Origin of the sequence: Cupriavidus alkaliphilus (genome assembly GCF_900094595.1) — a bacterium.
In the GTDB taxonomy this organism is placed as follows: domain Bacteria; phylum Pseudomonadota; class Gammaproteobacteria; order Burkholderiales; family Burkholderiaceae; genus Cupriavidus; species Cupriavidus alkaliphilus.
The window spans coordinates 61,245-81,778 of record NZ_FMAD01000002.1 but is presented as its reverse complement, the minus strand read 5'-3'; the positions used below and the strand labels follow the sequence as shown (position 1 = coordinate 81,778).

The following is a 20,534-nucleotide window of genomic DNA, read 5'->3' as shown; positions in this document are numbered from 1 at the left end:
GGTATCGTTGCCGTCTCTTTATCATCTACCTGGCTATCCGATCAGGCGGAGCGATACGCGGGAACTATCGGAGTCATCGGAACTCCAATTAGCACTCACCCGGCCAGAGTGCTAAGATGTGTTGCAGTGCCGCCGATCCCCCAAGGGGCCGCGGTGCACCGGCAACCAAACCGCCGGACGCGAAAGGAGCCATTGAGTGAACGCAGTCTTGTCTGCCGACCAAACCCTGACGAATAACCGTCTGCCGACGGTGCCCCGGAACACGGGCAGCTTTGCGCTGACCTTTCCGGCGACCGTGGGCAACCTCGACAGCTATATCCAGGCTGTGCACCGCATCCCGCTGCTGACCGCGGAAGAAGAGCAACGCCTGGCGCGCGAGCTGCGCGACCACGATTCCGTCGACGCGGCGCGCCGCCTGGTAATGTCGCACCTGCGGCTGGTGGTGTCGATCGCCCGTCAGTACCTGGGCTACGGGCTGCCCCACGCCGACCTGATCCAGGAAGGCAATATCGGCCTGATGAAGGCCGTGAAGCGTTTCGATCCGGACCAGGGCGTGCGCCTGGTGTCGTACGCGATGCACTGGATCAAGGCCGAAATCCATGAATACGTGCTGAAGAACTGGCGCATGGTCAAGGTGGCCACCACCAAGGCCCAGCGCAAGCTGTTCTTCAACCTGCGCAGCCACAAGCAGGGCGGCCACACGTTCACGCCGGAGCAGGTCGAGGCCGTGGCGCGCGAGCTGAACGTCAAGCCCGAAGAAGTGATGGAGATGGAAACCCGCCTGTCGGGCGGCGACCTGGCGCTCGAAGGGCAGGTCGACGACGGCGAAGAGGAATTCGCCCCCATCGCCTACCTGGCTGACAACCACAACGAGCCGACCCGCGTGATGGAAGCCAAGCGCCACGACCGCATGCAGGTCGAGGGGCTGGAAGAAGCACTGGGCAAGCTCGACGAACGCAGCCGCCGCATCATCGAGGCGCGCTGGCTCAACGTCGAGGACGACGGCTCGGGCGGCGCCACGCTGCATGAGCTGGCCGACGAGTTCGGCGTGTCGGCCGAGCGCATCCGCCAGATCGAGGCGGCGGCGATGAAGAAGATGAAGGGCGCGCTGCAGGCCTTCGCCTGATCCTCACCGCAACCATGCAAAAGGCCGGTCCATGGACCGGCCTTTTTTGTTGCCCGCGAAGCGCTGGTGCGACGTTATGCCGCACCCTTTCGCCGCGGCTGCGTCAGGACAACAGCTGTTTCAGGTCGTGGGCGATGGGCTCCGGGCCCTGGCCGTGGCGGATGAACAGCCGCAGCTTGCCCTGCGGATCGAACACATAGCTGCCGGCCGAGTGATCCACGGTGTAGTTGTTGGGTGAGCTGCCCGGCACCTTGGCGTAGAACACCTTGAAGTCCTTGGCCAGCTTCTGCAGCGCGGCCTCGTCGGCGGGGCGCAGCCCGACGAAGCGCGGATCGAAGGCGGGCACGTACTGCGCCAGCAGCGCCTGCGTATCGCGTTCCGGATCGACCGTGACAAACAGCACCTGCACGCGGTCCGCATCCGGCCCCAGCTGCTCCACGACCGCCTTCAGTTCGGCCATGGTGGTGGGGCAGACATCCGGGCAGTGGGTGTAGCCGAAGAACATCACCACCGCCTTGCCCTTGTAGTCGGCCAGGGTGCGCACCTTGCCGGTGTGGTCGGTCAGCGAGAAGTCCTTGCCGAAGTCGGCGGCGCCGGTGATATCGACATTGCGGAACGACGCCTTCTGCTGCCCGCAGGCGGCGACGGCCAGGGCCAGCGCGGCCAGCAGGGAAAAGCGGCGGAAGGCGGCGAACAGGCCGGAAGCGGAGCTGAGGCGTGGCATGCGGGGGACGGGTCGGGAATGGGAAGGAAACAGCATGCAGTATCGCCGATCATGCTGCCGCGCTCGCGCCGGCGCGGCAAGATGCCGCAGCCGGGGCGCACGCCGGCGCAGGTCAGACCTGCGGCACGAACTTGAAGTAGTGGTCGATCAGCAGCGCGGCAAACAACAGCGACAGGTACAGGATCGAGAAGCGGAAGGTGCGCTGCGCCAGTTCGTCCGAATAGTTGCGGTACAGCTTCCAGGCATAGGCCAGGAAGCCCGCGCCCAGCGCCAGCGCGGCCGCCAGGTAGATGTAGCCGCTCATGCCGTAAACGAAGGGCAGCAGCGTCGCCGCGATCATCACCAGCGTGTACAGCAGGATATGCAGCAGCGTGTAGCGCTCGCCGTGCGTGACCGGCAGCATCGGCAGGCCCGACTTGGCGTAGTCGGCGCGGCGGTACAGCGCCAGCGCCCAGAAGTGCGGCGGGGTCCAGGTGAAGATGATCAGCACCAGGAACCAGGCCTCGGCCGGCACTTCGCCCGCGACCGCGGCCCAGCCCAGCGCCGGCGGCATCGCGCCGGACAGGCCGCCGATGACGATGTTCTGCGGCGTGGCCGGCTTGAGCAGGATGGTGTAGACCACCGCATAGCCCAGGAACGTGGCAAAGGTCAGCCACATGGTCAGGTCGTTGGCGTAGACGTGCAGCAGCCACATGCCCGCTCCGCCCAGGATGGCGGAGAACACCAGCGTCTGCCGCGTGGTGATCTCGCCGGTGGCGGACGGGCGCCAGGCGGTGCGGCGCATCAGCGCATCGATCTTCTGCTCGACCAGGCAATTGATGGCAAAGGCCGCGCCGGCCAGCAGCCAGATGCCGGCGGCGCCGCCGATCAGCACCGGCCACGGCACCATGCCGGGGGTGGCGAGGAACATGCCGATGATGGCGCAGAACACGGCCAGCTGCGTCACGCGCGGCTTGGTCAGGGCGGCATATTGCCGGGCCAGGTGCCGCATACGGCTCAACTTGCCCAGGGAATGGGGATGGGTAGCGGTAACCACGGAAGGGGTCTTGTCTTTCATGTGGCGCGGGCGGCAGTCGGCACGGCAGCGGGGGCGCCGGCGGCCCGGGTCGTCAGCCCGATATTGTAGTGGAGACGGACCAGCAGCAGCAGCAGCACCGCGGCGCCGCCGTTATGCGCGACCGCCGCCACCAGCGGCCAGTCGAACACGATATTCGACAGCCCGGTGGCCAGTTGCAGCACCAGCGTCGCCAGCAGCCAGCCGGCGGCGCGGCTAAGCCCTTCGAGCCGGCGCGCGCGCAGGCCGAACCATGCCAGGTAGCCCAGCACGATCACGGCAAAGCCGCGATGGACCCAGTGAATCGCCACCAGCGCCGCGTGCGGGATGTAGTCGCCGTCCGCGGTCATGCCCAGCTGGCGCCACAGCGTGAAGCCATGGCGGAAGTCCATCTCGGGCACCAGCTGGCCGTTGCACAGCGGGAAATCGGTACAGGCCAGCACCGCGTAGTTGGTGCTGACCCAGCCGCCCAGGAAGATCTGGACCACCAGCAGCAGCAGGCCGATGCGCACCGGCCAGCGCAGCCGCGCCGCCTGCGGCGCGACCGGGTGCGGCGGGTCGTTGCGCGAGCCCAGCTGGATCAGCACCGCCAGCAGCGCCATGCCCAGCATCAGGTGCGTGACGACGATGATCGGCTGCAGCTTGAGGGTCACGGTGAAGGCGCCGAAGGCGCCCTGCACGCACACCAGCAGCAGCACGCCCGTGGCAAACCACGGCGACTGCTTCAGTTCGCGCCGCTTGACCCACGCCAGCACCATCAGCGTGATGATCAGCACGCCGACGGCCATGGCGAAGTAGCGGTGGATCATCTCGATCCACGCCTTGGCCAGCGTCACCGGCCCGCTGGGCATCGCGGTCTCGGCCGCGCGGATCGGCTCCAGCGCCGCATGCGGATTGGAGTGCCCGTAGCAGCCGGGCCAGTCCGGGCAGCCCAGCCCGGAGTCGGTCAGCCGCGTGAAGCTGCCGAACATGATCAGGTCCAGCGTCAGGAACGCCGTGATCCAGGCAAGCTTGCGGTACTTGTTGCGGTCGCCCTTCACCATCACGTAGGACAGCGGGAACAGCGCGATCAGGACGCCGATGATGGCCAGTTGCAGCAGCATGCCGTCCCCTCAACCGATGCGCGAGACCTTGAGCAGCTTCTTCAGGTCGCCGCTCATCTTCTTGGGGTCGGGGTCCTGCGGGAAGCGCATCATCAGGTTGCCCAGCGGGTCGACCAGGAACAAGGTGTCCTCGGCGCGCTTGCCCGGCTCGGCCGGCAGCCACTGCTGCGCGGCCTGGCGGTCGATGCGCAGGAAACGCACGCCCGCGTAGGGCTCGTTGTAGGCGGCGGCCAGGCGCTCGTCGATCTTGCCGTCGTCGGTGACCAGCCACACCGGCACGATGCGCAGGCGGTCCTGGCCCTGCCCGGCGCGGATCTGGCGGATGGTGAACAGCTTCTTCGCGCAGGCCTCGTCACAGGCCGACGGATCGGCGCTGACCAGCAGCCACTTGCCGCGGAACTGCTCCAGCGGTACCGCCTGGCCCTGCTCGTCGGTGACGCGCACCGGCGGCATCGGCCGCTGCGGGTCGACCAGCGCGCCGTAGTTGGTGGCGCCGCCGCGCGGCTTGATCACGTAGTAGGTGAAGTAAGAGGCGATCACCGGCGACGCGCACACCAGCAGCAGCATCAGCATCTGCAGGCGGCCACGGCGCGTGCGCGCGTCGATGCGGGGGTCGCGCGGCGAGGCCGCGGCGGCCGGAGCGGAGTCTTGCTGTGCCATGGAGTACGTCTGTCCTTTGTCTTCGGCAAGCCCATGCACCGGTATGCGGCACATGGACGGTCAATTCATTCGATCAGGGTGCGGCCAGCCGGCGCGCGCGGCGCCAGCCCAGCACGACCACCAGCACCACCGTCAGCGCGGCCAGCCCGAACCACTGAAAGGCATAGCCATAGTGGCGCTCGGCGCCGACGTCGGCAGGCGGCCAGTCTCGCGCCAGGCCGTCGCCGCTATCGTTGCGCTGCTCGATCACCAGCGGGTGCAGGGCCAGGCCGGTTTCGGCGGCATACGGGGCGATCTCGAGGTTCTGGCGGATCCTGCTGCCGGCGGCCTCCTGGCCCAGGCTATAGACCCGCGGCACGCCGGCCAGTGCCGTGCCGGTGATGGTCACCTCGCCCTCGGGCGTCGGAAACGGCGCGATCCGGGTGCGGTCCTGGGCATCGCGCGGCAGCCAGCCGCGCAGCACCAGCACGGCTCGCATGGCGCCGGCCTCGCCCGCCGCCGCGCCGATCAGCAGCGGCGTCACCACCAGGAAGCCCGCGCGGCTGTCGCCGCTGCGACCGCCGGTGCCGTGGGGGCGATTATCCAGCAATACGGTGCGCGATGCGTCGAAGCGCCCGGTCACGCGCACCGCCCGGTCGGTCACAACTTGTGACAGCGGCGCCGTGCCCAGCACCACCGGCGGCTGGGTTGCCAGCGCCTGCAGCCGTGCGGCGCGCACTTCCTTCTCGTGCGCGCGATCGAGCTGCCAGTTGCCCAGCGCACAGGTCACCGCGATCACGACCAGCGCGGCGGCCAGCGGCAACGGGCTGGCGAAGCGGCGCCAGCTCATCGTCCCTGCGGCACTGCTGTGAAGCGCGCCCCGGTGCGATAATGGGCCTGTGCGCCGCACGTCGCGCCGCCCCTGCCCCCAACCCGCCCCGCCATGCGCTTTGTCATCATCATTGCCTTCATCCTGATCATCGCCAGCCTGGCCTCGGCCTTGTTCTTCATGATGCGTGACCGTGGCAAGACGCCCAACATGATGCGCTCGCTGATGCTGCGCGTGGGCTTCTCGGTAGCGCTGTTCCTGTTCATCCTGTTCTCGAGCTGGATGGGCTGGATCCACAGCACGGGCATCCGCATGGCGCCCTGAACCGGCGCACCGCGACGGCCCCATCCGGGGCCCGCAAAAGACAAACGCCGCAGGCTGGCCTGGCCCCCTGCGGCGTTTCTCTTTTGCGCTGGCGCCGGCGGCCCCGGTCAGTCCCGGGGCCGCCGGCCGGTACGGCAACCGGTTACAGCCAGTACACCACGATGTAGAGGAACAGCCACACCACGTCAACGAAGTGCCAGTACCAGGCCGCGCCTTCGAAGGCGAAGTGGTGCTCGGGAGTGAAGTGGCCCTTCAGCACGCGGATCAGCACCACTGCCAGCATGATCGCGCCCATGGTCACGTGGAAGCCGTGGAAGCCGGTCAGCAGGAAGAAGGTCGAGCCGTAGATGCCCGAGCTGAGCTTCAGGTTCAGGTCCGAGTAGGCGTGCATGTACTCGTACACCTGGAAGCCCATGAAGATCGCACCCAGCAGGATGGTCAGCGACAGGCCCTGGATCAGCTGGCTGCGCTTGCCGGCCAGCAGCGCGTGGTGCGCCCAGGTCAGCGTCACGCCCGACATCAGCAGCAAGGCAGTGTTGATGGTCGGGATCGGCCACGGGCCCATGGTCTGGAAGGTTTCCACCACGCCGGCCGGGCCGGTGTTGGGCCATACCGCGGCGAAGTCGGGCCACAGGATCTTGTTGTTCAGGTCGCCCAGCCACGGCATGGCGATGGCGCGGGCATAGAACAGCGCGCCGAAGAACGCGGCGAAGAACATCACCTCGGAGAAGATGAACCAGCCCATCGACCAGCGGAACGACAGGTCGATGTTCTTGCCGTACATGCCGCCTTCGGACTCGCTGATGGCGTCGCCAAACCAGCTCTTGAGCACGAACAGGAACCACAGCAGGCCGAAGCCGCAAACGTACGGCGCCCAGGGCTGCCCGTTTACCCAACCGGCGGCGCCGGCACCCGTCAGCAGCAGGCCGAAGCTTGCGGTGATCGGGTGGCGCGACGGGCCCGGTACGAAGTAGTACGGAGCGTTTGCGCGATTCGCACTCATTCTTTTATCTCCAGCTCAGAGTCTTTGATTCAGTATTCGTTGTCCCGCCTTGGCACTGCAGGCCGCCCGCCTCCTCTGGGCCGGCCCCGCCGCCGCGGTTGCTTTTGTTCTGCGACTGCTTTTGTTGTCTACCCTTCCTGCCCTGCTACGCCGCCGCCTGGCTGACCACCAGGCGCACGATCACGACCAGGATCGCGATGAACACCGCCGCCGCGATCAGTCCGGCGATCACCACATGCACCGGGTTCAGCCGGGCCATGTCGCGTTCGTGCTCCGCGCCCTTGCGCAAGCCGATGAACGACCACAACACCGCGCGCATGGTCTGCGCAAACGACAGCTTGCGCTTGACCGCGTCCTTCATCTCATCCATCGCCCGTCCTCCGCTTGACCGGCTTCAGCCGGGCTCGCGCCGGCGGTCCGCTTCAGCTGCCCTTGCCGGCCGGCGCGGGCTGCGGCGCCAGCTGGCCGTCGGGCGCCTGCGCCACCGGCGTGCCCACCTCGAAGAAGGTGTACGACAGCGTAATGCTCTTCACGTCCTTGGGCAGCGCGGGATCGATCACGAACACTACCGGCATCTCGCGCGCCTCGTTGGCCTTGAGGGTCTGCTGCTTGAAGCAGAAGCACTCCAGCTTCATGAAATACTGGGTCGCCTGCTTGGGCGCGTAGCTCGGGATGGCCTGCGCCGAAATATCGCGCGGCTGCCCGTTGGCCACCTCATAGACGATCGTCGCCATCTCGCCGGGATGCACTTCCATGCTGTTCTTCACCGGCCGGAAGGCAAACGGGCCGCGCGCGTTGGAGTCGAACTCCACCGTGATGGTGCGGCTCTTGTCGATCTGCGTGTTCTTCACCGCGCCATGCAGCTCGCGCGTGGTGATCACGTTGAGGCCGGTGATTTCGCAGATCTTCTTGTACAGCGGCACCAGCGCATAGCCAAAGCCGAACATCACGGCAACGATCACGACCAGCCGCAGCATCATGCCGCGGTTGAACCGCTTGTCTGCTTCCCTGCCCGGCTGCTGCTCGATGCTCATGTCGCTACCCTGCCGCCTCAGCCCAAGAACTTCATCTTGGCGAAGAACCCCAGAAAGAAAACCACCACGATCGACAACAGGATCAGGCCAAGGCGCCGGTTGGCGGCCTTGTGGTCCGGGCGTGACGGGCTTTTGTCTGGAGACTGCATAACGGTCTTGATACCTGCCGGCGCGGAGGGGCGGACGCTTCCGCCCCTCCGCGGCCTGGTTACGCGGGTGCCGCCTTAGCGGACCTGCGGGGGGACTTCAAAGGTGTGGAACGGCGCCGGCGACGGCACGGTCCACTCCAGGCCCTCGGCGCCATCCCAGGGCTTGTCCGTGGCCTGCTGGCCGCCGCGGTACGACGGCAGCACCACGAAGAAGAAGAAATACACCTGCATCAGGCCGAAGCCGAGCGCACCGATCGACGCGATCGCGTTGAAGTCGGCGAACTGGGTCGGGTAGTCGGCATAGCGGCGCGGCATGCCGGCCAGGCCCAGGAAGTGCATCGGGAAGAAGGTCACGTTGAAGAAGATCAGCGAACCCCAGAAGTGGATCTGGCCGCGGGCCTCGTTGTACATGAACCCGCTCCACTTCGGACCCCAGTAGTAGAAGCCCGCGAACAGCGCGAACAGCGAGCCGGCCACCAGCACATAGTGGAAGTGCGCCACGATGAAGTAGGTGTCCTGCAGCTGGATGTCGATCGGGGCCACGGCCGGCATCAGGCCGGTGAAGCCGCCGATGGTGAACACGAAGATAAAGCCGATCGCGAACAGCATCGGGGTCTCGAAGGTCATCGAGCCGCGCCACATGGTGGCGATCCAGTTGAAGATTTTCACGGCGGTGGGCACCGCGATCAGCATGGTCGCGTACATGAAGAACAGCTGGCCGGTCACCGGCATGCCGGTCGTGAACATGTGGTGGGCCCACACGATGAACGACAGGATGGCGATCGAAGCGGTGGCGTACACCATCGAGCTGTAGCCGAACAGGCGCTTGCGCGCGAATGCCGGCACCACGTGCGAGACGATCCCGAATGCCGGCAGGATCATGATGTACACCTCGGGGTGGCCGAAGAACCAGAAGATATGCTGGTACATCACCGGGTCGCCGCCGCCGGCAGCCGAGAAGAAGCTCGTGCCGAAGTGACGGTCGGTCAGCACCATGGTGATGGCGCCGGCCAGCACGGGCATCACGGCGATCAGCAGGTAGGCGGTGATCAGCCAGGTCCAGCAGAACATCGGCATCTTCATCAGCGTCATGCCGGGGGCGCGCATGTTGAGGATGGTCACGATGATGTTGATCGAGCCCATGATCGACGACGCGCCCATGATGTGCATGGCGAAAATGGCCATGTCCATGCCCGGGCCCATCTGCACCGACAGCGGTGCGTACAGGGTCCAGCCCGCGGCGGTGGCGCCGCCCGGCACGAAGAACGAGCCGGCCAGCAGGAGCGCGGCCGGCGGCATCAGCCAGAAGCTGAAGTTGTTCATGCGCGCGAACGCCATGTCCGACGCGCCGATCTGCAGCGGGATCATCCAGTTGGCGAAGCCGACGAAGGCCGGCATGATCGCGCCGAACACCATCACCAGGCCGTGCATGGTGGTGAACTGGTTGAACAGCTCGGGGCGGAAGAACTGCAGGCCCGGCTCGAACAGTTCAAGGCGGATCAGCAGTGCCAGCACGCCGCCCGACAGCAGCATGATGAACGAGAACAGCAGGTACAGCGTACCGATGTCCTTGTGGTTGGTGGCGAACAGCCAGCGGCGCCAGCCATGCGGGTGATCGTGCGCGTGGTCGTCATGCGCGTGATCGTGCGGATGGGCGAGTGCGTCCGGGGTAGCAGTACTCATCGCAAATGCTCCTCTAATCCTGTTCTGTCTTCAGCGGGTCAGCCGGCGACGCGGTCGCCCGCGAGACTGGCCTGCTTGTCAGCCTGAGCCGGCTTGGCCTCGGCCTTCGGCGCTTCGCCGCCGGCCGCGCCGCCGCCTTCGGGGAACTTGCCCGCGCGGGCGCCCACGAATTCGCTCGGCTGGATCACTTCACCCGTCTTGTTGCCCCAGGCGTTGCGCGTATAGGTCATGACCGTGGCGAGCTCGGTGTCCGACAGCTGCTTCCACGACGGCATGCCGCCCTTGCCTTCCAGCAGCATGTGCATCTGGCCTGCCTTCGGGCCGGTCACGATCTTGGAGCCGTCCAGCGCCGGGAACGCGCCGGCGCCCTTGCCGTTGGGCTGGTGGCAGACCGCGCAGTTGGCCGCGTAGATCTTTTCGCCGCGCACCTTGGCTTCGTCCAGGGTCCAGGTCTTGTTGGGATCGTCGGCCTTGGCCGCCAGCTCCTTCTTCTTGCCGTCGACCCACTTGGTGTAGTCGGCGTCGGAGACCACGCGCACCACGATCGGCATGAAGGCGTGTTCCTTGCCGCACAGCTCGGCGCACTGGCCGCGGTACACGCCGATCTTCTCGGCCTTGAACCAGGTGTCGCGCACGAAGCCCGGAATCGCATCCTGCTTGACGCCGAAGGCCGGGATCATCCAGGCGTGGATCACGTCGTTGGCGGTGGTGACGATGCGGATCTTCTTGTTGACCGGCACCACCAGCTCGTTGTCCACCTCCATCAGGTAGGTGTTCGACTTGGCCTGCTCGTTGTTGATCTGCTCGCGCGGGGTGGTCAGGGTCGACACGAAGGAGATGCCCTCGCCTTCGCCCTTCAGGTAGTCATAGCCCCACTTCCACTGGTAGCCGGTGGCCTTGATGGTGACGTCGGAGTTGGTGGTGTCCTTCATCGCGACCACGGTCTTGGTGGCCGGCAGGGCCATCGCGATCACGATCAGGAACGGGACGATGGTCCACACCACCTCGACGGTGATGCTCTCGTGAAAGGAGGCGGGCTTGGCGCCCTTGGCCTTGCGGTGCGTGAAGATGGAATAGAACATCACGCCGAACACCGCGATGAAGATCACCGTGCAGATGATCAGCATCATCCAGTTCAGCCAGTGAATCTGTTCGGCGATCTTGGTAACCGGCTCGGTCAGGTTGAGCTGGCGCACGGCGGGGCCGCCCGGCATGTCGCTGACCGCGGACGCCGCCTGGCTGGCAAGCAGGGACGCGCCGGCCAGACAAACTGCGGATGCCTTCTTCCACATTTTCATTTGTTATCTACCCAATTTACAGATTCAAATCTGTCCCCGCCGCCGCTCCCGCCGCCTCTCAGAGGTGGCGCAAGGCCGCTGCGAGCTCCTGCGCGAACTTGCGTCGCCGGTACGGGTCCACGTAACACCCCACCTGTACCGCACGCCTGCCCGAGCGCAGCGTCACCAGCGCGCGGAACGATTCACCCAGTTCGATCCGCACCCAGCACGGATTGAATTCCTGGCGCGTCACCCGTCCGGCGCTGGCTGTCTCCACGACCAGCGTGCCGTCGGTGATGCTGACGCGCTCATAGTCTGTCGCATGGCGCGCATACACAAGCAGGGCGATGCCCAGCCCGATCAGCTCGATGCTGGCAAAGGGCAGCACGAGCCACGACCCTTGCCAGGCAAAAAACAACGCGATGGCAAGCGAAACCGTGAGGATCGAGAGGTAAAACCAGCCGACCTGGCGTGGACTCAGCGAGCAGTTCCGCTTCATCAGCCAATCGTGGGGCGAGGAGGAAGGTCCGTCGAGATTTCCGCCGGAGTCACCACCTGCCGTCTGGAATGCGATACCCAAGTCTTGCATCGCCAACCACTCTGCATCGGATGCACACCCGGGACGATGGCGTCCGGACCGCACAGTGCGTGCAAACCAGGACGTTCTTGTGCCAGGGGACCACTGCGACAAACTGGCGCATTATAGGGCGCTTCCCATACACGGACAAGGGCGCGCCTTGACCGCGAGGCTTGCGCGCCGCCTGATTCTGTGCATGGGCCGAAATGCGCCCATCGCCCTGCCCGCCGCGCCGGCACTATGTTTGCGGCAATCCGCCGCCGGCGCAAGTTAACTCAGTTTTAACCTGCGCGACGCGGTTTTGCACGGCCGATCTGGTCCAGCGGCACCACCGCGCGGCCTTCGCCGTCGCGCGCCTGGCCACCGCGCGGCGCCAGCTTCCAGGCATGGCCGTAGACGATCTCGAAACTCAGCGGGATCACGCCGTCGGCGTCGCGGCGCCGCTCCAGCGCCTGCGTCAGCGCCTGGTACCAGCGGCGGCCGCGCAGGCCTTGCGGCGGCGCCCCGGCGGGCACGCGCAGGCCACCGAAGGCCTGCACCTCGCGCAGCAGCGTGGCGGGCGACTCGTAGGTCACGGTCAGGGTTTCCATGTCCATCACCGGCGTCGACCAGCCGCTGTGCACGAGCATGTCGCCGATGTCGTGCATGTCGACAAAGCGCAACGTATGGGGCGCGTGGTCGACCTCGGCAAAGGCCGCGCGCAGCTCCTTCAGCGTGTCCGGCCCGAACAGCGAGAACAGCACCAGCCCTTCATCGCGCGCCACCCGGTGCCACTCCGGGAACACGCGGTGCGGCTCCGGATGCCAGTGCAGGGCCAGGTTGGACCAGAGCAGGTCGAAGCTCGCGGGCGCAAAAGGCAGTGTGGCAAGATCGCCCTGGACCAGGTCGAACAGCGGCCGCTTGCCCAGCATGCGGCCAATCCAGCCGGGCCGGCGCTGCGGATCGCGCTGGCCGGCCTCGGCCAGCATCGCGCCGGAGATATCCAGGCCGGCGATCTGCGCATCCGGAAAGCGCGCGCGCAGCCCGGCCAGCCCCTGGCCGTGGCCGCAGCCGATATCCAGCGCGCGCTGCGGCGCCAGGCGGATCACCTCCATGCGCTCCTGCATGCGGCGCCCGATCTCGCCCAGCAGGAAATCGAGCTGGCCGAAGCCGCGGCTGCGCCGGTCGAAGGCGAGCCGGGTCAGGCGCGCGGGCGGCAGGAAGGCATCGGGAGAATCGGCGGCATGCAGGGACACGGGCAGACAGGGCAGCAAGGAAAACAGGAACCGGCGCGCGGGCAGGCTCTGCCCCAGGCGCCGGACGAACAAGGCCGCCGCGCCCGATGGGCCGCGACCGGACGGCAAGTATACGCGCGCGCCGCGCAGGCTGCCGGCGCTGCCGGCCGCGCTTGGTCCAGTGCGCGCGAACAGTTGTTGCCCAGCGCCTGCGCGCTGTGCGGGGCGGTGCAGCGGCAGGTGGTATGCGCGCCCTGCGCCGCCGACCTGCTGCGCCCGGTGCGGCGCTGCCCGGTGTGCGCGCTGGCCCTGGGGCGGCATTGGCACTGCCCGGCCTGCGGCGCCTCGCCCCGCGCCTTCGACCACGCCCATACGCTGGGCGACTACGCCTCGCCGCAGGACCAGCTGGTGCTGGCGCTCAAGTTCGGCCACGCCCTGCCGCTGGCGGCGTGGCTCGCCGCCAGGCTGGCCGAGGGCCTGCCCGGGGCCTGGGCCGCGGCCAGGCATGCCGCACCCGACCTGATCGTGCCGGTGCCGCTGGCGCCGCAACGCCTGGCCGCGCGCGGCTTCAACCAGGCCTGGGAAATCGCGCGGCCGCTGGCGCGCCGCCTGGGCCTGCGCGCCGACCCGGTGCTGCTGCAGCGCCAGCGCGACACCGGCAGCCAGCGTGCGCTGGACCTGGCCGCGCGGCAGGTAAACCTGCGCGGCGCGTTCGCGCCCACGCGCGCCTCGCGGCTCGACGGCCTGCACGTGGCGCTGGTGGACGATGTCATGACTTCCGGCGCGACCCTGCACGAGGCCGCCGCCGCGCTCAAGGCCCGGGGCGCGGGCCGGGTCAGCGTGATCGTCGCGCTGCGCACGCCGTAGTGGGATAACGCGGGGCGGGATGACACGGGCACAGGCGCGCGGTAAGCTGCGCACCGTTCTGACGAAGGGCGCCCGCGCGCCCGCCATCGCCCCGCATCATGTTCAACGTCGTCCTGGTCGAACCGGAAATCCCGCCCAATACCGGCAATGTGATCCGCCTGTGTGCCAACACCGGCGCGCAGCTGCACCTGGTCAAACCCCTGGGATTTCCGCTGGAAGACGCACGCATGCGCCGCGCGGGGCTGGATTACCACGAGTACGCCACCATGCGCGTGCACGACAGCTGGGACGCGCTGATGGCCAGCGAACAACCCGACCCGACGCGCATGTTTGCCCTGACCACGCGCGGCTCCACGCCGTTCGGCCAGGTGGCATTCCGGCCGGGCGACTGGTTCGTGTTCGGCTCCGAGACACGTGGGCTGTCGCCCGAGCGCCGCGAGTGGTTCCCGCCCGCGCAGCGCATCCGGCTGCCGATGCGGCCGGACAACCGCAGCCTGAACCTGTCCAACACGGTCGCCGTGGTGGTGTTCGAGGCCTGGCGGCAGAACGGCTTCGAGGGCGGCAGCTGAAGCTGCCGAGGCGGTTTACTCTGGCTGCACGCCGGCTGCGCGGATCACCTTGTCCCAGCGCGCCTTCTCGCTCGCCATGGTTTGCCGCAGCGACGCCGGCGCGGTCCCGGCTGGCACGAAATACTGCGCGCGCATCTTGTCGCGCACGTCGGCGCTGCCGATGATCGCCACCAGTTCGCGGTAAAGCCGGTCGATCACTGCCTGCGGCGTGCCCGCGGGCGCCAGCACGGCCTGCCAGGAAATCGCCTCGAAGCCGGGGTAGCCCGATTCCGCCACCGTCGGCACCGATGGCAGCACCGCGGTGCGCCCCGTGGTGGTCACGGCCAGCACGCGCAGCTTGCCGGCATTGACCTGCGGCATCGCGATCGCCGGCACCATGAAGGCCGCCTGCACCTGTCCGCCGACCATCGCCGTGGTGATCTGCGGGAAGCCGGGATACGGCACGTGCTGCAGGTCGACGCCCGCCATCGCCTTCAGCTGCTCCATCGCCAGGTGCGAGGCGCTGCCGTTGCCGGGCGAGCCATAGTTCAGTTCACCCGGCCGGGACCGCGCCAGCGCGACGAACTCGCGCAGGTTGTGCACCGGCAGCCGCGCATCGACCACCAGCACGTTGGGCGAGGTCGCCACCAGCGTGACCGGCGCCAGCTGGCGGAACGGGTCGTAGTTGAGGTTGCGCGACAGCGTGGGCGCGGTCACCAGCGGGCCGTTGATGGTGAACAGCAGCGTGTAGCCATCCGGCGCGGCGCGCGCGACCATGCCGGTGCCGATGTTGCCGCCGGCGCCGGGGCGGTTTTCCACCACCACCGGCTGGCCCAGCGCCGTGGCCAGCTTTTCGGTCAGGATGCGCGCGATCAGGTCGGGCGACGAGCCCGGCGGGAACGGCACCACCATGCGCAGCGGCCGCGCCGGCCACGATTGGGCGAAAGCGCTGGCGGAAGCGCCGGCGGCGCAGGCGGCCGCGAGCGCGATCAGCGCTTGGCGTCGTGTGGACATGCGAGGCGAAGGCTCAGGAACAAGGGAAAAACGCGGTCGGTCATTCGTCGCGCGCGTCGCGCTGCAGCAGCTGCGCCACCGCGTCGGCGGCGCTGAGCCCGTCGAACAGCACCGCGCAGACCGCGCGTGCGATCGGCATCTCGATGCCGTGCGTGGCGGCCAGCTCGGCCACCGCCTGCGCACAGCGCACGCCTTCGGCAACGTGCCCCAGGCCCGCCAGGATCTGCTCCAGGCTCTGCCCGGCAGCGAGCTGCTGGCCGACCTTGCGGTTGCGCGACAGGTCGCCGGTGGCGGTCAGGATCAGGTCGCCGACGCCGGCCAGGCCCATGAAGGTCTCGACCCGGCCGCCCAGCGCCAGGCCCAGCCGCGTCATCTCGGCCAGCCCGCGCGTCACCAGCGCGGCGCGCGCGTTCAGCCCCAGGCCCAGCCCGTCGCTGGCGCCGGTGGCGATCGCCAGCACATTCTTGACCGCCCCGCCGACTTCCACGCCGGTCAGGTCGTCGCTGCCATAGATGCGCATGGCGTGGTGGTGGAAGGCCGCCTGCGCACGGTCGGCCAGCGAGGGCTCGGTGCCCGCCACGGTCAGCGCGCAGGGCAGCCCCAGGGCCACCTCGCGGGCAAAGCTGGGACCGGTCAGCACGCCATAGGCAAAGCCCTCGGTGCGCCCGGCGGCGTCGAGCTCGGCCCGCACCATCTGGTGCGGCAGCAGGTGGGTGCCGGCCTCGAAGCCCTTGCACAGCCACAGCATCGAGACCGGCTTGGCGCCCCGCGCGGCCAGCCGGCGCGTCATCTCGCGCAGGCCCGCCACCGGCGTGGCCACCACCACGATGCCGTCCGGATCGTCGGCGGCGTGCGCCACCGCCTGCTCGAAATCCGCCTGCACCGCCAGCCGTTCGGACAGTGTCACGCCGGGCAGGTAGGCAGCGTTTTCGCGCGTAGCCGCGAGCGCCGCGAGCTGCGCCGGGTCGCGTGCCCACAACACCACGTCATTGGTGGCCGCGGCATGGCTGGCGAGGGCGGTGCCCCACGCCCCGGCACCCAGGAAGGTCAGTTTCATGGCAGCTCGAACAGTAGTTGGCGCAAGCGCTCTGGCCGCTTGCGCCAACGATGGTAGCCCAAAGGCAAAACGGGGCCGCAGCCCCGTTTCAGTGGATGGCGCAGGACGCCGGGATCAGTGGCGAGCCTGGCTGCCGTCGGGCATGACGATGCCGCTGTTGCCGCCTTCGGCACCCTGGGCTTCTTCCATGGCGGCTTGCAGGCGTTGCTCATACAGCGCCTGGAAGTTGATTTCCGACAGGTGGATGGCCTGGAAACCGGCGCGCGTGATCACGTCGGCGATATTGCCGCGCAGGTACGGGTAGAGGATGGTGGGGCAGGCAATGCCCAGCAGCGGGTCCAGCTGCTCGACCGGCACATTGCGGATATCGAAGATACCGGCCTGGTGCGCTTCCACCAGGAAGGCTACCTTGTCCTGCACCTTGGTCGTCACGGTACCGGTCACCACCACTTCGAAGATGCCTTCCTGCAGCTGCGAAGCGCCGACGTTCACCTGCACCTCCACCGACGGGGCTTCCGATTCCAGGAAGATGGCCGGCGAGTTGGGCTGCTCCAGCGACATGTCCTTCAGGTAGACGCGCTGGATGTTGAAGAAAGGTTGATCGTCCTGCTGGGTGTTTTGCTGGTCGCTCATGAAAGGCTTCCGGGAGGATGGGCTGGATGCGTGTCGGGTACGGCGGCGGCATCGTGCAAGGCCGGCCGGTGCCCGGTTGGAAAACGCATATGGTACATGACGCGGGTGGCGAATTCACCCGCGCCGGGAGGGATGCCGGGACCGCCCCGCGCAAAATCAGACGATTCTTCGCAGGGCCAGTCCCGGGTCGACTCAGGCGGCCAGCAGCGGCACCAGGCCGCCCTGGCGGTCGAGCGCCGAGAGGTCGTCGAAGCCGCCCACGTGGGTGTCGTCGATGTAGATCTGCGGCACGGTGCGGCGCCCGGTGCGGCTCATCATCTCTTCACGCTTGCCCGGTTCGCGGTCGATCAGGATCTTCTCGATCGTTTCCACGCCGCGGGACTTGAGCAGGCGTTCAGCCATCTGGCAATACGGGCACACCACGGTGCTGTACATGACGACGCGGGCCATGCGGGGTCTCCTTGAATGCAATGGGCGCGCCCCGGCCTGGCCGGGACACGCCGTGACGGTTACGACAGGTTGCCGCGCTTACTTCACCAGCGGCAGGCCCGCCTGCTGCCAGGCGGCAATGCCGCCCTCGAGCGCGTAGATCTCACTGTAACCGGCTTCCTTCAGCGCTGCCTGGGCCTTGCCCGAGCGCTGGCCGGTCTGGCATACCACGATGATGGGGGCGGCCTTGTCCTTTGCAAGCCCGGCGGCGCGCGAGGCCAGGTCGGCCAGCGGCGCGCTCTTGGCCTGCGGCAGGTGGCCCTTGGCATACTCCGCGGGCTCGCGGATGTCGACCACGACGGCGCCGCGCTTGTTGATCAGCTGGGTCGCGGTGGCCGTATTGACCGACTTGCCGCCCGCGCTGCGCGAGATCGCGGGCCAGGCCAGCAGGCCGCCCGACACCACGGCGAGGGCGATCAGGGCGAGGTTGTTGTAGTCGGCGAAGAAATTCACGTTGGCTTTCCGGTAGGTTGGGTCGGCGGCATTATAAAATACGCGGTTTGGCGTCCAGGCCCTGCCGCTGCACGGCCATCCGCCATTGTCGCCTGTCCGAGACATGGGATGCTTACCGAATCCCGTCATGGCCGTTTTTCACGGCCCCTCCAGGTGACGGCGCGGACGCATGCAGGTTACCTACTCTCTGGAAGCAGCAGCATGTACAAGCTCGTCCTCATCCGCCACGGCGAATCCACGTGGAACCTCGAAAACCGCTTTACCGGCTGGGTCGACGTCGACCTGACCGAGACCGGCGCCGCCCAGGCGCGCCAGGCCGGCAAGCTGCTCAAGGAAGCCGGCATGGGCTTCGACGTGGCCTACACCTCGGTGCTCAAGCGCGCCATCCGCACGCTGTGGCACGTTCAGGATGAAATGGACCTGATGTGGATTCCGGTGCGCAACGAATGGCGCCTGAACGAACGCCACTACGGCGCACTGGCCGGCCTGAACAAGTCCGAGACCGCCGCCAAGTTCGGCGACGAACAAGTGCTGGTATGGCGCCGCAGCTACGACACGCCGCCGCCGGCGCTGGAGCCGACCGATCCGCGCGCCTCGTACGACGATCCGCGCTACGCCAATGTGCCGCGCAACGAAATCCCGCTGACCGAGTGCCTGAAGGACACCGTGGCCCGCGTGATGCCGCTGTGGAACGAATCCATCGCCCCCGACATCCAATCCGGCAAGCGCGTGGTGATTGCCGCTCATGGCAACAGCATCCGCGCGCTGGTGAAATACCTGGACCAGATTTCGGATGACGACATCGTCGGCCTCAATATCCCCAACGGCACCCCGCTCGTCTACGAGCTGGACGCCGACCTGCGCCCCCTGCGCCACTACTACCTGGGTGACCAGGACGCCATCGCCGCCTCGCTGGCGGCCGTGGCCAGCCAGGGCAAGGCACGCTGAGATCCGCCCGGGCGGCCGCAGCACGATGTGCGGCCGCCCACCCTGAGCCGGGACGGGACAGGCCCATTTCTCCACTCGCACTTATACTGTCGGACAAACCGCCCGGCGCCGGGCGGCCGCAGCCGGCATAATCCCCATACCGTACACCCGTACTTCGCGTACAAGTTCAGGCAGCCCTCATGCGCAAGACGCTCAAGAACATCAGCCTAGTTTCTGTCGGCCTCGTCGCCGGCGTGCTCGCCACGCTGCAGATTTCGGCGACCGCGCAGAATTCATCGGGGCCCCTGCCGCTGGACCAGTTGCGGCTGATGGCCGATATCTTCGGGCAGATCAAGCGCGAGTACGTGGAGCCGGTCGATGACAAGAAGCTGCTGACCGAGGCCATCAAGGGCATGGTCGCAAGCCTCGACCCGCATTCGTCCTACCTCGACGAGAAGGATTTCAAGGAACTGCAGGAAGGCACGCGCGGGCGCTTTGCCGGCCTGGGCATCGAGATCTCGCAGGAAGAAGGCCTGGTCAAGGTGATCAACCCGATCGAGGACACGCCCGCCTTCCGCGCCGGCATCCAGCCCGGCGACCTGATCACCCGTATCGACGACAAGCCCGTGCGCGGCCTGCCGCTGGAGCAGGCGGTCAAGCGCATGCGCGGCGAGCCCGGCACCAAGGTCACGCTGACGATCTACCGCAAGAGCGAGGAACGCACCTTCCCGGTCTCGATCACGCGCGCCGAAATCCGCGTGCAGTCGGTCAAGGCCAAGATGCTGGACAACAATATCGGCTGGATCCGCCTGACCAGCTTCCAGGAACGCACCATTTCCGATCTGGCGCGCAAGCTGACCGAGCTGGCGCAGAAGAACCCCAACATGAAGGGCCTGGTGCTGGACCTGCGCAACAACGGCGGCGGCGTGCTGCAGGGCGCGGTCGGCGTGGCCGCGGCCTTCCTGCCGCAAGACGCCACGGTGGTGTCGACCAACGGCCAGGTGCCTGACGCCAAGCGCGTGTACAAGGCTACGTACAACAACTACCGCCTGTCGTCGCTGGAAGATGATCCGCTCAAGGACCTGCCCGCGCTCTACAAGAAGATCCCGATGGTGGTGCTGACCAACGCCTACTCCGCCTCGGCCTCCGAGATCGTGGCCGGCGCGCTGCAGGACCACCATCGCGCCCAGATCATGGGCAAGACCACCTTTGGCAAGGGCTCGGTGCAGACCGTGCGCCCGCTCACCAACGACACCGGCATCAAGCTGACCATCGCGTATTACTACACGCCGAGCGGCAAGTCGATCCAGGCCAAGGGCATCCGCCCGGATATCCCAGTCGACCAGAACCCCGAAGGCGACCCTGACGACGCGCTGATCACGCGCGAGATCGACACCGAGCGCCACCTGCACAACAAGCAGGAATCGGAAGAACCGGAAATGACCGAGCGCGAGCAGCGCCGTGTCGAGGAACTGCGCCGCCTGGAAGAAGAGAACGCGAAGAAGACCCCGGAAGAGCGCGAAAAAGAGCGCCGCAAGAAGCCGGTGGAATTCGGCTCGACCGACGACTTCATGCTGCAGCAGGCCATCGCCCAGCTCAACGGCCAGCCGGTCAAGCGCTCCAAGTCCAAGCTGGAAACGAACCCGCCGGCCGACAACGGCAAGGCGGCGAAGCCTTCGGGCAAGAGCGGCGCCAGGGGCGCCAGCGCACCGGCCGCCAAGCCGGCGGCACCGGCCCCCGGCAAGCAGCCGCCGGCCAGCGCGCCGATCGGCGAGCCGCTGGGAACGCCGACCGGCAAGGCACCGTGAAG

General features: G+C 67.5%; 24 protein-coding genes. 6 read left to right on the top strand and 18 right to left on the bottom strand.

Going from position 1 to position 20,534, the window contains the following annotated elements:
* Positions 1–196 precede the first annotated feature (196 nt).
* A complete protein-coding gene (rpoH, locus tag GA0116996_RS03910) occupies positions 197–1,126 on the top strand; it encodes an RNA polymerase sigma factor RpoH (RefSeq protein ID WP_092307491.1) in 930 nt (309 codons plus the stop codon).
* A gap of 103 nt (positions 1,127–1,229) precedes the next feature.
* On the opposite strand, the gene GA0116996_RS03905 is transcribed toward rpoH, so the two are convergent.
* From GA0116996_RS03905 to GA0116996_RS03885, 5 genes are all read right to left on the bottom strand, one after another.
* On the bottom strand, positions 1,230–1,850 hold the full coding sequence (locus GA0116996_RS03905) for an SCO family protein (protein ID WP_092307490.1): 621 nt from the start codon (positions 1,848–1,850) through the stop codon (positions 1,230–1,232).
* Positions 1,851–1,962: 112 nt separating this feature from the next.
* On the bottom strand, positions 1,963–2,907 hold the full coding sequence (gene cyoE, locus GA0116996_RS03900; RefSeq protein WP_092307488.1) for a heme o synthase: 945 nt from the start codon (positions 2,905–2,907) through the stop codon (positions 1,963–1,965).
* Positions 2,904–4,007: a COX15/CtaA family protein gene (locus GA0116996_RS03895; protein ID WP_092307486.1), complete on the bottom strand. Its 1,104-nt coding sequence runs from the start codon at positions 4,005–4,007 to the stop codon at positions 2,904–2,906. The genes cyoE and GA0116996_RS03895 overlap by 4 nt, the downstream gene beginning before the upstream one ends.
* A gap of 9 nt (positions 4,008–4,016) precedes the next feature.
* Positions 4,017–4,667 (bottom strand): SCO family protein, encoded by a 651-nt coding sequence (locus tag GA0116996_RS03890; protein ID WP_092307484.1) that lies wholly within the window; start codon positions 4,665–4,667, stop codon positions 4,017–4,019.
* 73 nt (positions 4,668–4,740) lie between these two features.
* Positions 4,741–5,496 carry an SURF1 family protein gene (locus tag GA0116996_RS03885; RefSeq protein ID WP_092307482.1) on the bottom strand — a complete coding sequence of 252 codons (756 nt, stop codon included), beginning with the start codon at positions 5,494–5,496 and terminating at the stop codon, positions 4,741–4,743.
* Between the two features lie 93 nt (positions 5,497–5,589).
* Here GA0116996_RS03885 and GA0116996_RS03880 point away from each other — a divergent pair, with 93 nt between their 5' ends.
* Positions 5,590–5,799: a twin transmembrane helix small protein gene (locus tag GA0116996_RS03880; protein ID WP_012351630.1), complete on the top strand. Its 210-nt coding sequence runs from the start codon at positions 5,590–5,592 to the stop codon at positions 5,797–5,799.
* 142 nt (positions 5,800–5,941) lie between these two features.
* On the opposite strand, the gene GA0116996_RS03875 is transcribed toward GA0116996_RS03880, so the two are convergent.
* The 8 genes from GA0116996_RS03875 to GA0116996_RS03845 all read right to left on the bottom strand — a co-directional run bounded on the left by GA0116996_RS03875 (position 5,942) and on the right by GA0116996_RS03845 (position 12,757).
* Entirely contained in the window at positions 5,942–6,802 is an 861-nt protein-coding gene (locus tag GA0116996_RS03875; protein WP_092307480.1) for a cytochrome c oxidase subunit 3, read from the bottom strand.
* A gap of 145 nt (positions 6,803–6,947) precedes the next feature.
* On the bottom strand, positions 6,948–7,172 hold the full coding sequence (locus tag GA0116996_RS03870) for a DUF2970 domain-containing protein (protein WP_012351628.1): 225 nt from the start codon (positions 7,170–7,172) through the stop codon (positions 6,948–6,950).
* 52 nt (positions 7,173–7,224) lie between these two features.
* Positions 7,225–7,836 (bottom strand): cytochrome c oxidase assembly protein, encoded by a 612-nt coding sequence (locus GA0116996_RS03865; RefSeq protein ID WP_092307477.1) that lies wholly within the window; start codon positions 7,834–7,836, stop codon positions 7,225–7,227.
* A 17-nt stretch (positions 7,837–7,853) separates the two neighbouring features.
* Positions 7,854–7,985, bottom strand: a complete 132-nt coding sequence (locus GA0116996_RS28420) for a cytochrome oxidase small assembly protein (RefSeq protein WP_217449847.1) — start codon at positions 7,983–7,985, stop codon at positions 7,854–7,856.
* A gap of 75 nt (positions 7,986–8,060) precedes the next feature.
* On the bottom strand, positions 8,061–9,668 hold the full coding sequence (gene ctaD, locus GA0116996_RS03860; RefSeq protein WP_092307475.1) for a cytochrome c oxidase subunit I: 1,608 nt from the start codon (positions 9,666–9,668) through the stop codon (positions 8,061–8,063).
* 38 nt (positions 9,669–9,706) lie between these two features.
* The gene (coxB, locus tag GA0116996_RS03855) at positions 9,707–10,966 is read right to left on the bottom strand and encodes a cytochrome c oxidase subunit II (protein WP_092307473.1); all 1,260 of its coding nucleotides are present in this window, start codon (positions 10,964–10,966) and stop codon (positions 9,707–9,709) included.
* A 58-nt stretch (positions 10,967–11,024) separates the two neighbouring features.
* A complete protein-coding gene (locus GA0116996_RS03850) occupies positions 11,025–11,534 on the bottom strand; it encodes a DUF2244 domain-containing protein (protein WP_092307471.1) in 510 nt (169 codons plus the stop codon).
* 269 nt (positions 11,535–11,803) lie between these two features.
* A complete protein-coding gene (locus GA0116996_RS03845; RefSeq protein WP_183300831.1) occupies positions 11,804–12,757 on the bottom strand; it encodes a methyltransferase domain-containing protein in 954 nt (317 codons plus the stop codon).
* On the opposite strand from GA0116996_RS03845, the gene GA0116996_RS03840 reads away from it, so the two are divergent.
* Positions 12,746–13,603, top strand: coding sequence for a ComF family protein (locus GA0116996_RS03840; protein WP_244159758.1), 858 nt, complete (start codon positions 12,746–12,748; stop codon positions 13,601–13,603). The two genes, GA0116996_RS03845 and GA0116996_RS03840, sit on opposite strands and share 12 nt — an antisense overlap.
* A gap of 98 nt (positions 13,604–13,701) precedes the next feature.
* Complete coding sequence (trmL, locus tag GA0116996_RS03835; protein ID WP_092307467.1) at positions 13,702–14,172, top strand: tRNA (uridine(34)/cytosine(34)/5-carboxymethylaminomethyluridine(34)-2'-O)-methyltransferase TrmL; 471 nt, start codon at positions 13,702–13,704, stop codon at positions 14,170–14,172.
* Between the two features lie 15 nt (positions 14,173–14,187).
* Here the strand turns inward: trmL and GA0116996_RS03830 are convergent, their stop codons facing one another.
* The 5 genes from GA0116996_RS03830 to GA0116996_RS03810 form a co-directional block, all read right to left on the bottom strand.
* Positions 14,188–15,165 (bottom strand): Bug family tripartite tricarboxylate transporter substrate binding protein, encoded by a 978-nt coding sequence (locus GA0116996_RS03830; protein ID WP_092307465.1) that lies wholly within the window; start codon positions 15,163–15,165, stop codon positions 14,188–14,190.
* A gap of 40 nt (positions 15,166–15,205) precedes the next feature.
* Positions 15,206–16,222 (bottom strand): NAD(P)H-dependent glycerol-3-phosphate dehydrogenase, encoded by a 1,017-nt coding sequence (locus tag GA0116996_RS03825; protein WP_092307463.1) that lies wholly within the window; start codon positions 16,220–16,222, stop codon positions 15,206–15,208.
* Positions 16,223–16,336: 114 nt separating this feature from the next.
* A complete protein-coding gene (gene secB, locus GA0116996_RS03820; RefSeq protein WP_012351616.1) occupies positions 16,337–16,855 on the bottom strand; it encodes a protein-export chaperone SecB in 519 nt (172 codons plus the stop codon).
* Positions 16,856–17,047: 192 nt separating this feature from the next.
* Positions 17,048–17,305: a glutaredoxin 3 gene (gene grxC / locus GA0116996_RS03815; protein WP_092307461.1), complete on the bottom strand. Its 258-nt coding sequence runs from the start codon at positions 17,303–17,305 to the stop codon at positions 17,048–17,050.
* A 78-nt stretch (positions 17,306–17,383) separates the two neighbouring features.
* Positions 17,384–17,797, bottom strand: coding sequence for a rhodanese-like domain-containing protein (locus GA0116996_RS03810; RefSeq protein ID WP_012351614.1), 414 nt, complete (start codon positions 17,795–17,797; stop codon positions 17,384–17,386).
* Positions 17,798–17,998: 201 nt separating this feature from the next.
* Here GA0116996_RS03810 and gpmA point away from each other — a divergent pair, with 201 nt between their 5' ends.
* Both gpmA and GA0116996_RS03800 read left to right on the top strand, forming a co-directional pair.
* Positions 17,999–18,745: a 2,3-diphosphoglycerate-dependent phosphoglycerate mutase gene (gene gpmA, locus GA0116996_RS03805; RefSeq protein WP_092307459.1), complete on the top strand. Its 747-nt coding sequence runs from the start codon at positions 17,999–18,001 to the stop codon at positions 18,743–18,745.
* 179 nt (positions 18,746–18,924) lie between these two features.
* A complete protein-coding gene (locus GA0116996_RS03800) occupies positions 18,925–20,532 on the top strand; it encodes a S41 family peptidase (protein WP_092307457.1) in 1,608 nt (535 codons plus the stop codon).
* Positions 20,533–20,534 lie beyond the last annotated feature (2 nt).

Bases quoted from the DNA above. Each gene is read 5' to 3' on its own strand.
- GA0116996_RS03800 (WP_092307457.1), top strand. From the start codon at position 18,925: ATGCGCAAGACGCTCAAGAACATCAGCCTAGTTTCTGTCGGCCTCGTC.
- trmL (WP_092307467.1), top strand. From the start codon at position 13,702: ATGTTCAACGTCGTCCTGGTCGAACCGGAAATCCCGCCCAATACCGGC.
- GA0116996_RS03870 (WP_012351628.1), bottom strand. From the start codon at position 7,172: ATGGATGAGATGAAGGACGCGGTCAAGCGCAAGCTGTCGTTTGCGCAG.
- grxC (WP_092307461.1), bottom strand. From the start codon at position 17,305: ATGGCCCGCGTCGTCATGTACAGCACCGTGGTGTGCCCGTATTGCCAG.
- GA0116996_RS03825 (WP_092307463.1), bottom strand. From the start codon at position 16,222: ATGAAACTGACCTTCCTGGGTGCCGGGGCGTGGGGCACCGCCCTCGCC.
- GA0116996_RS03875 (WP_092307480.1), bottom strand. From the start codon at position 6,802: ATGAGTGCGAATCGCGCAAACGCTCCGTACTACTTCGTACCGGGCCCG.
- GA0116996_RS03905 (WP_092307490.1), bottom strand. From the start codon at position 1,850: ATGCCACGCCTCAGCTCCGCTTCCGGCCTGTTCGCCGCCTTCCGCCGC.
- GA0116996_RS03865 (WP_092307477.1), bottom strand. From the start codon at position 7,836: ATGAGCATCGAGCAGCAGCCGGGCAGGGAAGCAGACAAGCGGTTCAAC.
- GA0116996_RS03895 (WP_092307486.1), bottom strand. From the start codon at position 4,007: ATGCTGCTGCAACTGGCCATCATCGGCGTCCTGATCGCGCTGTTCCCG.
- gpmA (WP_092307459.1), top strand. From the start codon at position 17,999: ATGTACAAGCTCGTCCTCATCCGCCACGGCGAATCCACGTGGAACCTC.
- GA0116996_RS03850 (WP_092307471.1), bottom strand. From the start codon at position 11,534: ATGCAAGACTTGGGTATCGCATTCCAGACGGCAGGTGGTGACTCCGGC.
- GA0116996_RS03830 (WP_092307465.1), bottom strand. From the start codon at position 15,165: ATGTCCACACGACGCCAAGCGCTGATCGCGCTCGCGGCCGCCTGCGCC.
- GA0116996_RS03840 (WP_244159758.1), top strand. From the start codon at position 12,746: ATGCAGGGACACGGGCAGACAGGGCAGCAAGGAAAACAGGAACCGGCG.
- GA0116996_RS03880 (WP_012351630.1), top strand. From the start codon at position 5,590: ATGCGCTTTGTCATCATCATTGCCTTCATCCTGATCATCGCCAGCCTG.
- GA0116996_RS03890 (WP_092307484.1), bottom strand. From the start codon at position 4,667: ATGGCACAGCAAGACTCCGCTCCGGCCGCCGCGGCCTCGCCGCGCGAC.
- cyoE (WP_092307488.1), bottom strand. From the start codon at position 2,907: ATGAAAGACAAGACCCCTTCCGTGGTTACCGCTACCCATCCCCATTCC.
- GA0116996_RS28420 (WP_217449847.1), bottom strand. From the start codon at position 7,985: ATGCAGTCTCCAGACAAAAGCCCGTCACGCCCGGACCACAAGGCCGCC.
- coxB (WP_092307473.1), bottom strand. From the start codon at position 10,966: ATGAAAATGTGGAAGAAGGCATCCGCAGTTTGTCTGGCCGGCGCGTCC.
- secB (WP_012351616.1), bottom strand. From the start codon at position 16,855: ATGAGCGACCAGCAAAACACCCAGCAGGACGATCAACCTTTCTTCAAC.
- ctaD (WP_092307475.1), bottom strand. From the start codon at position 9,668: ATGAGTACTGCTACCCCGGACGCACTCGCCCATCCGCACGATCACGCG.
- GA0116996_RS03885 (WP_092307482.1), bottom strand. From the start codon at position 5,496: ATGAGCTGGCGCCGCTTCGCCAGCCCGTTGCCGCTGGCCGCCGCGCTG.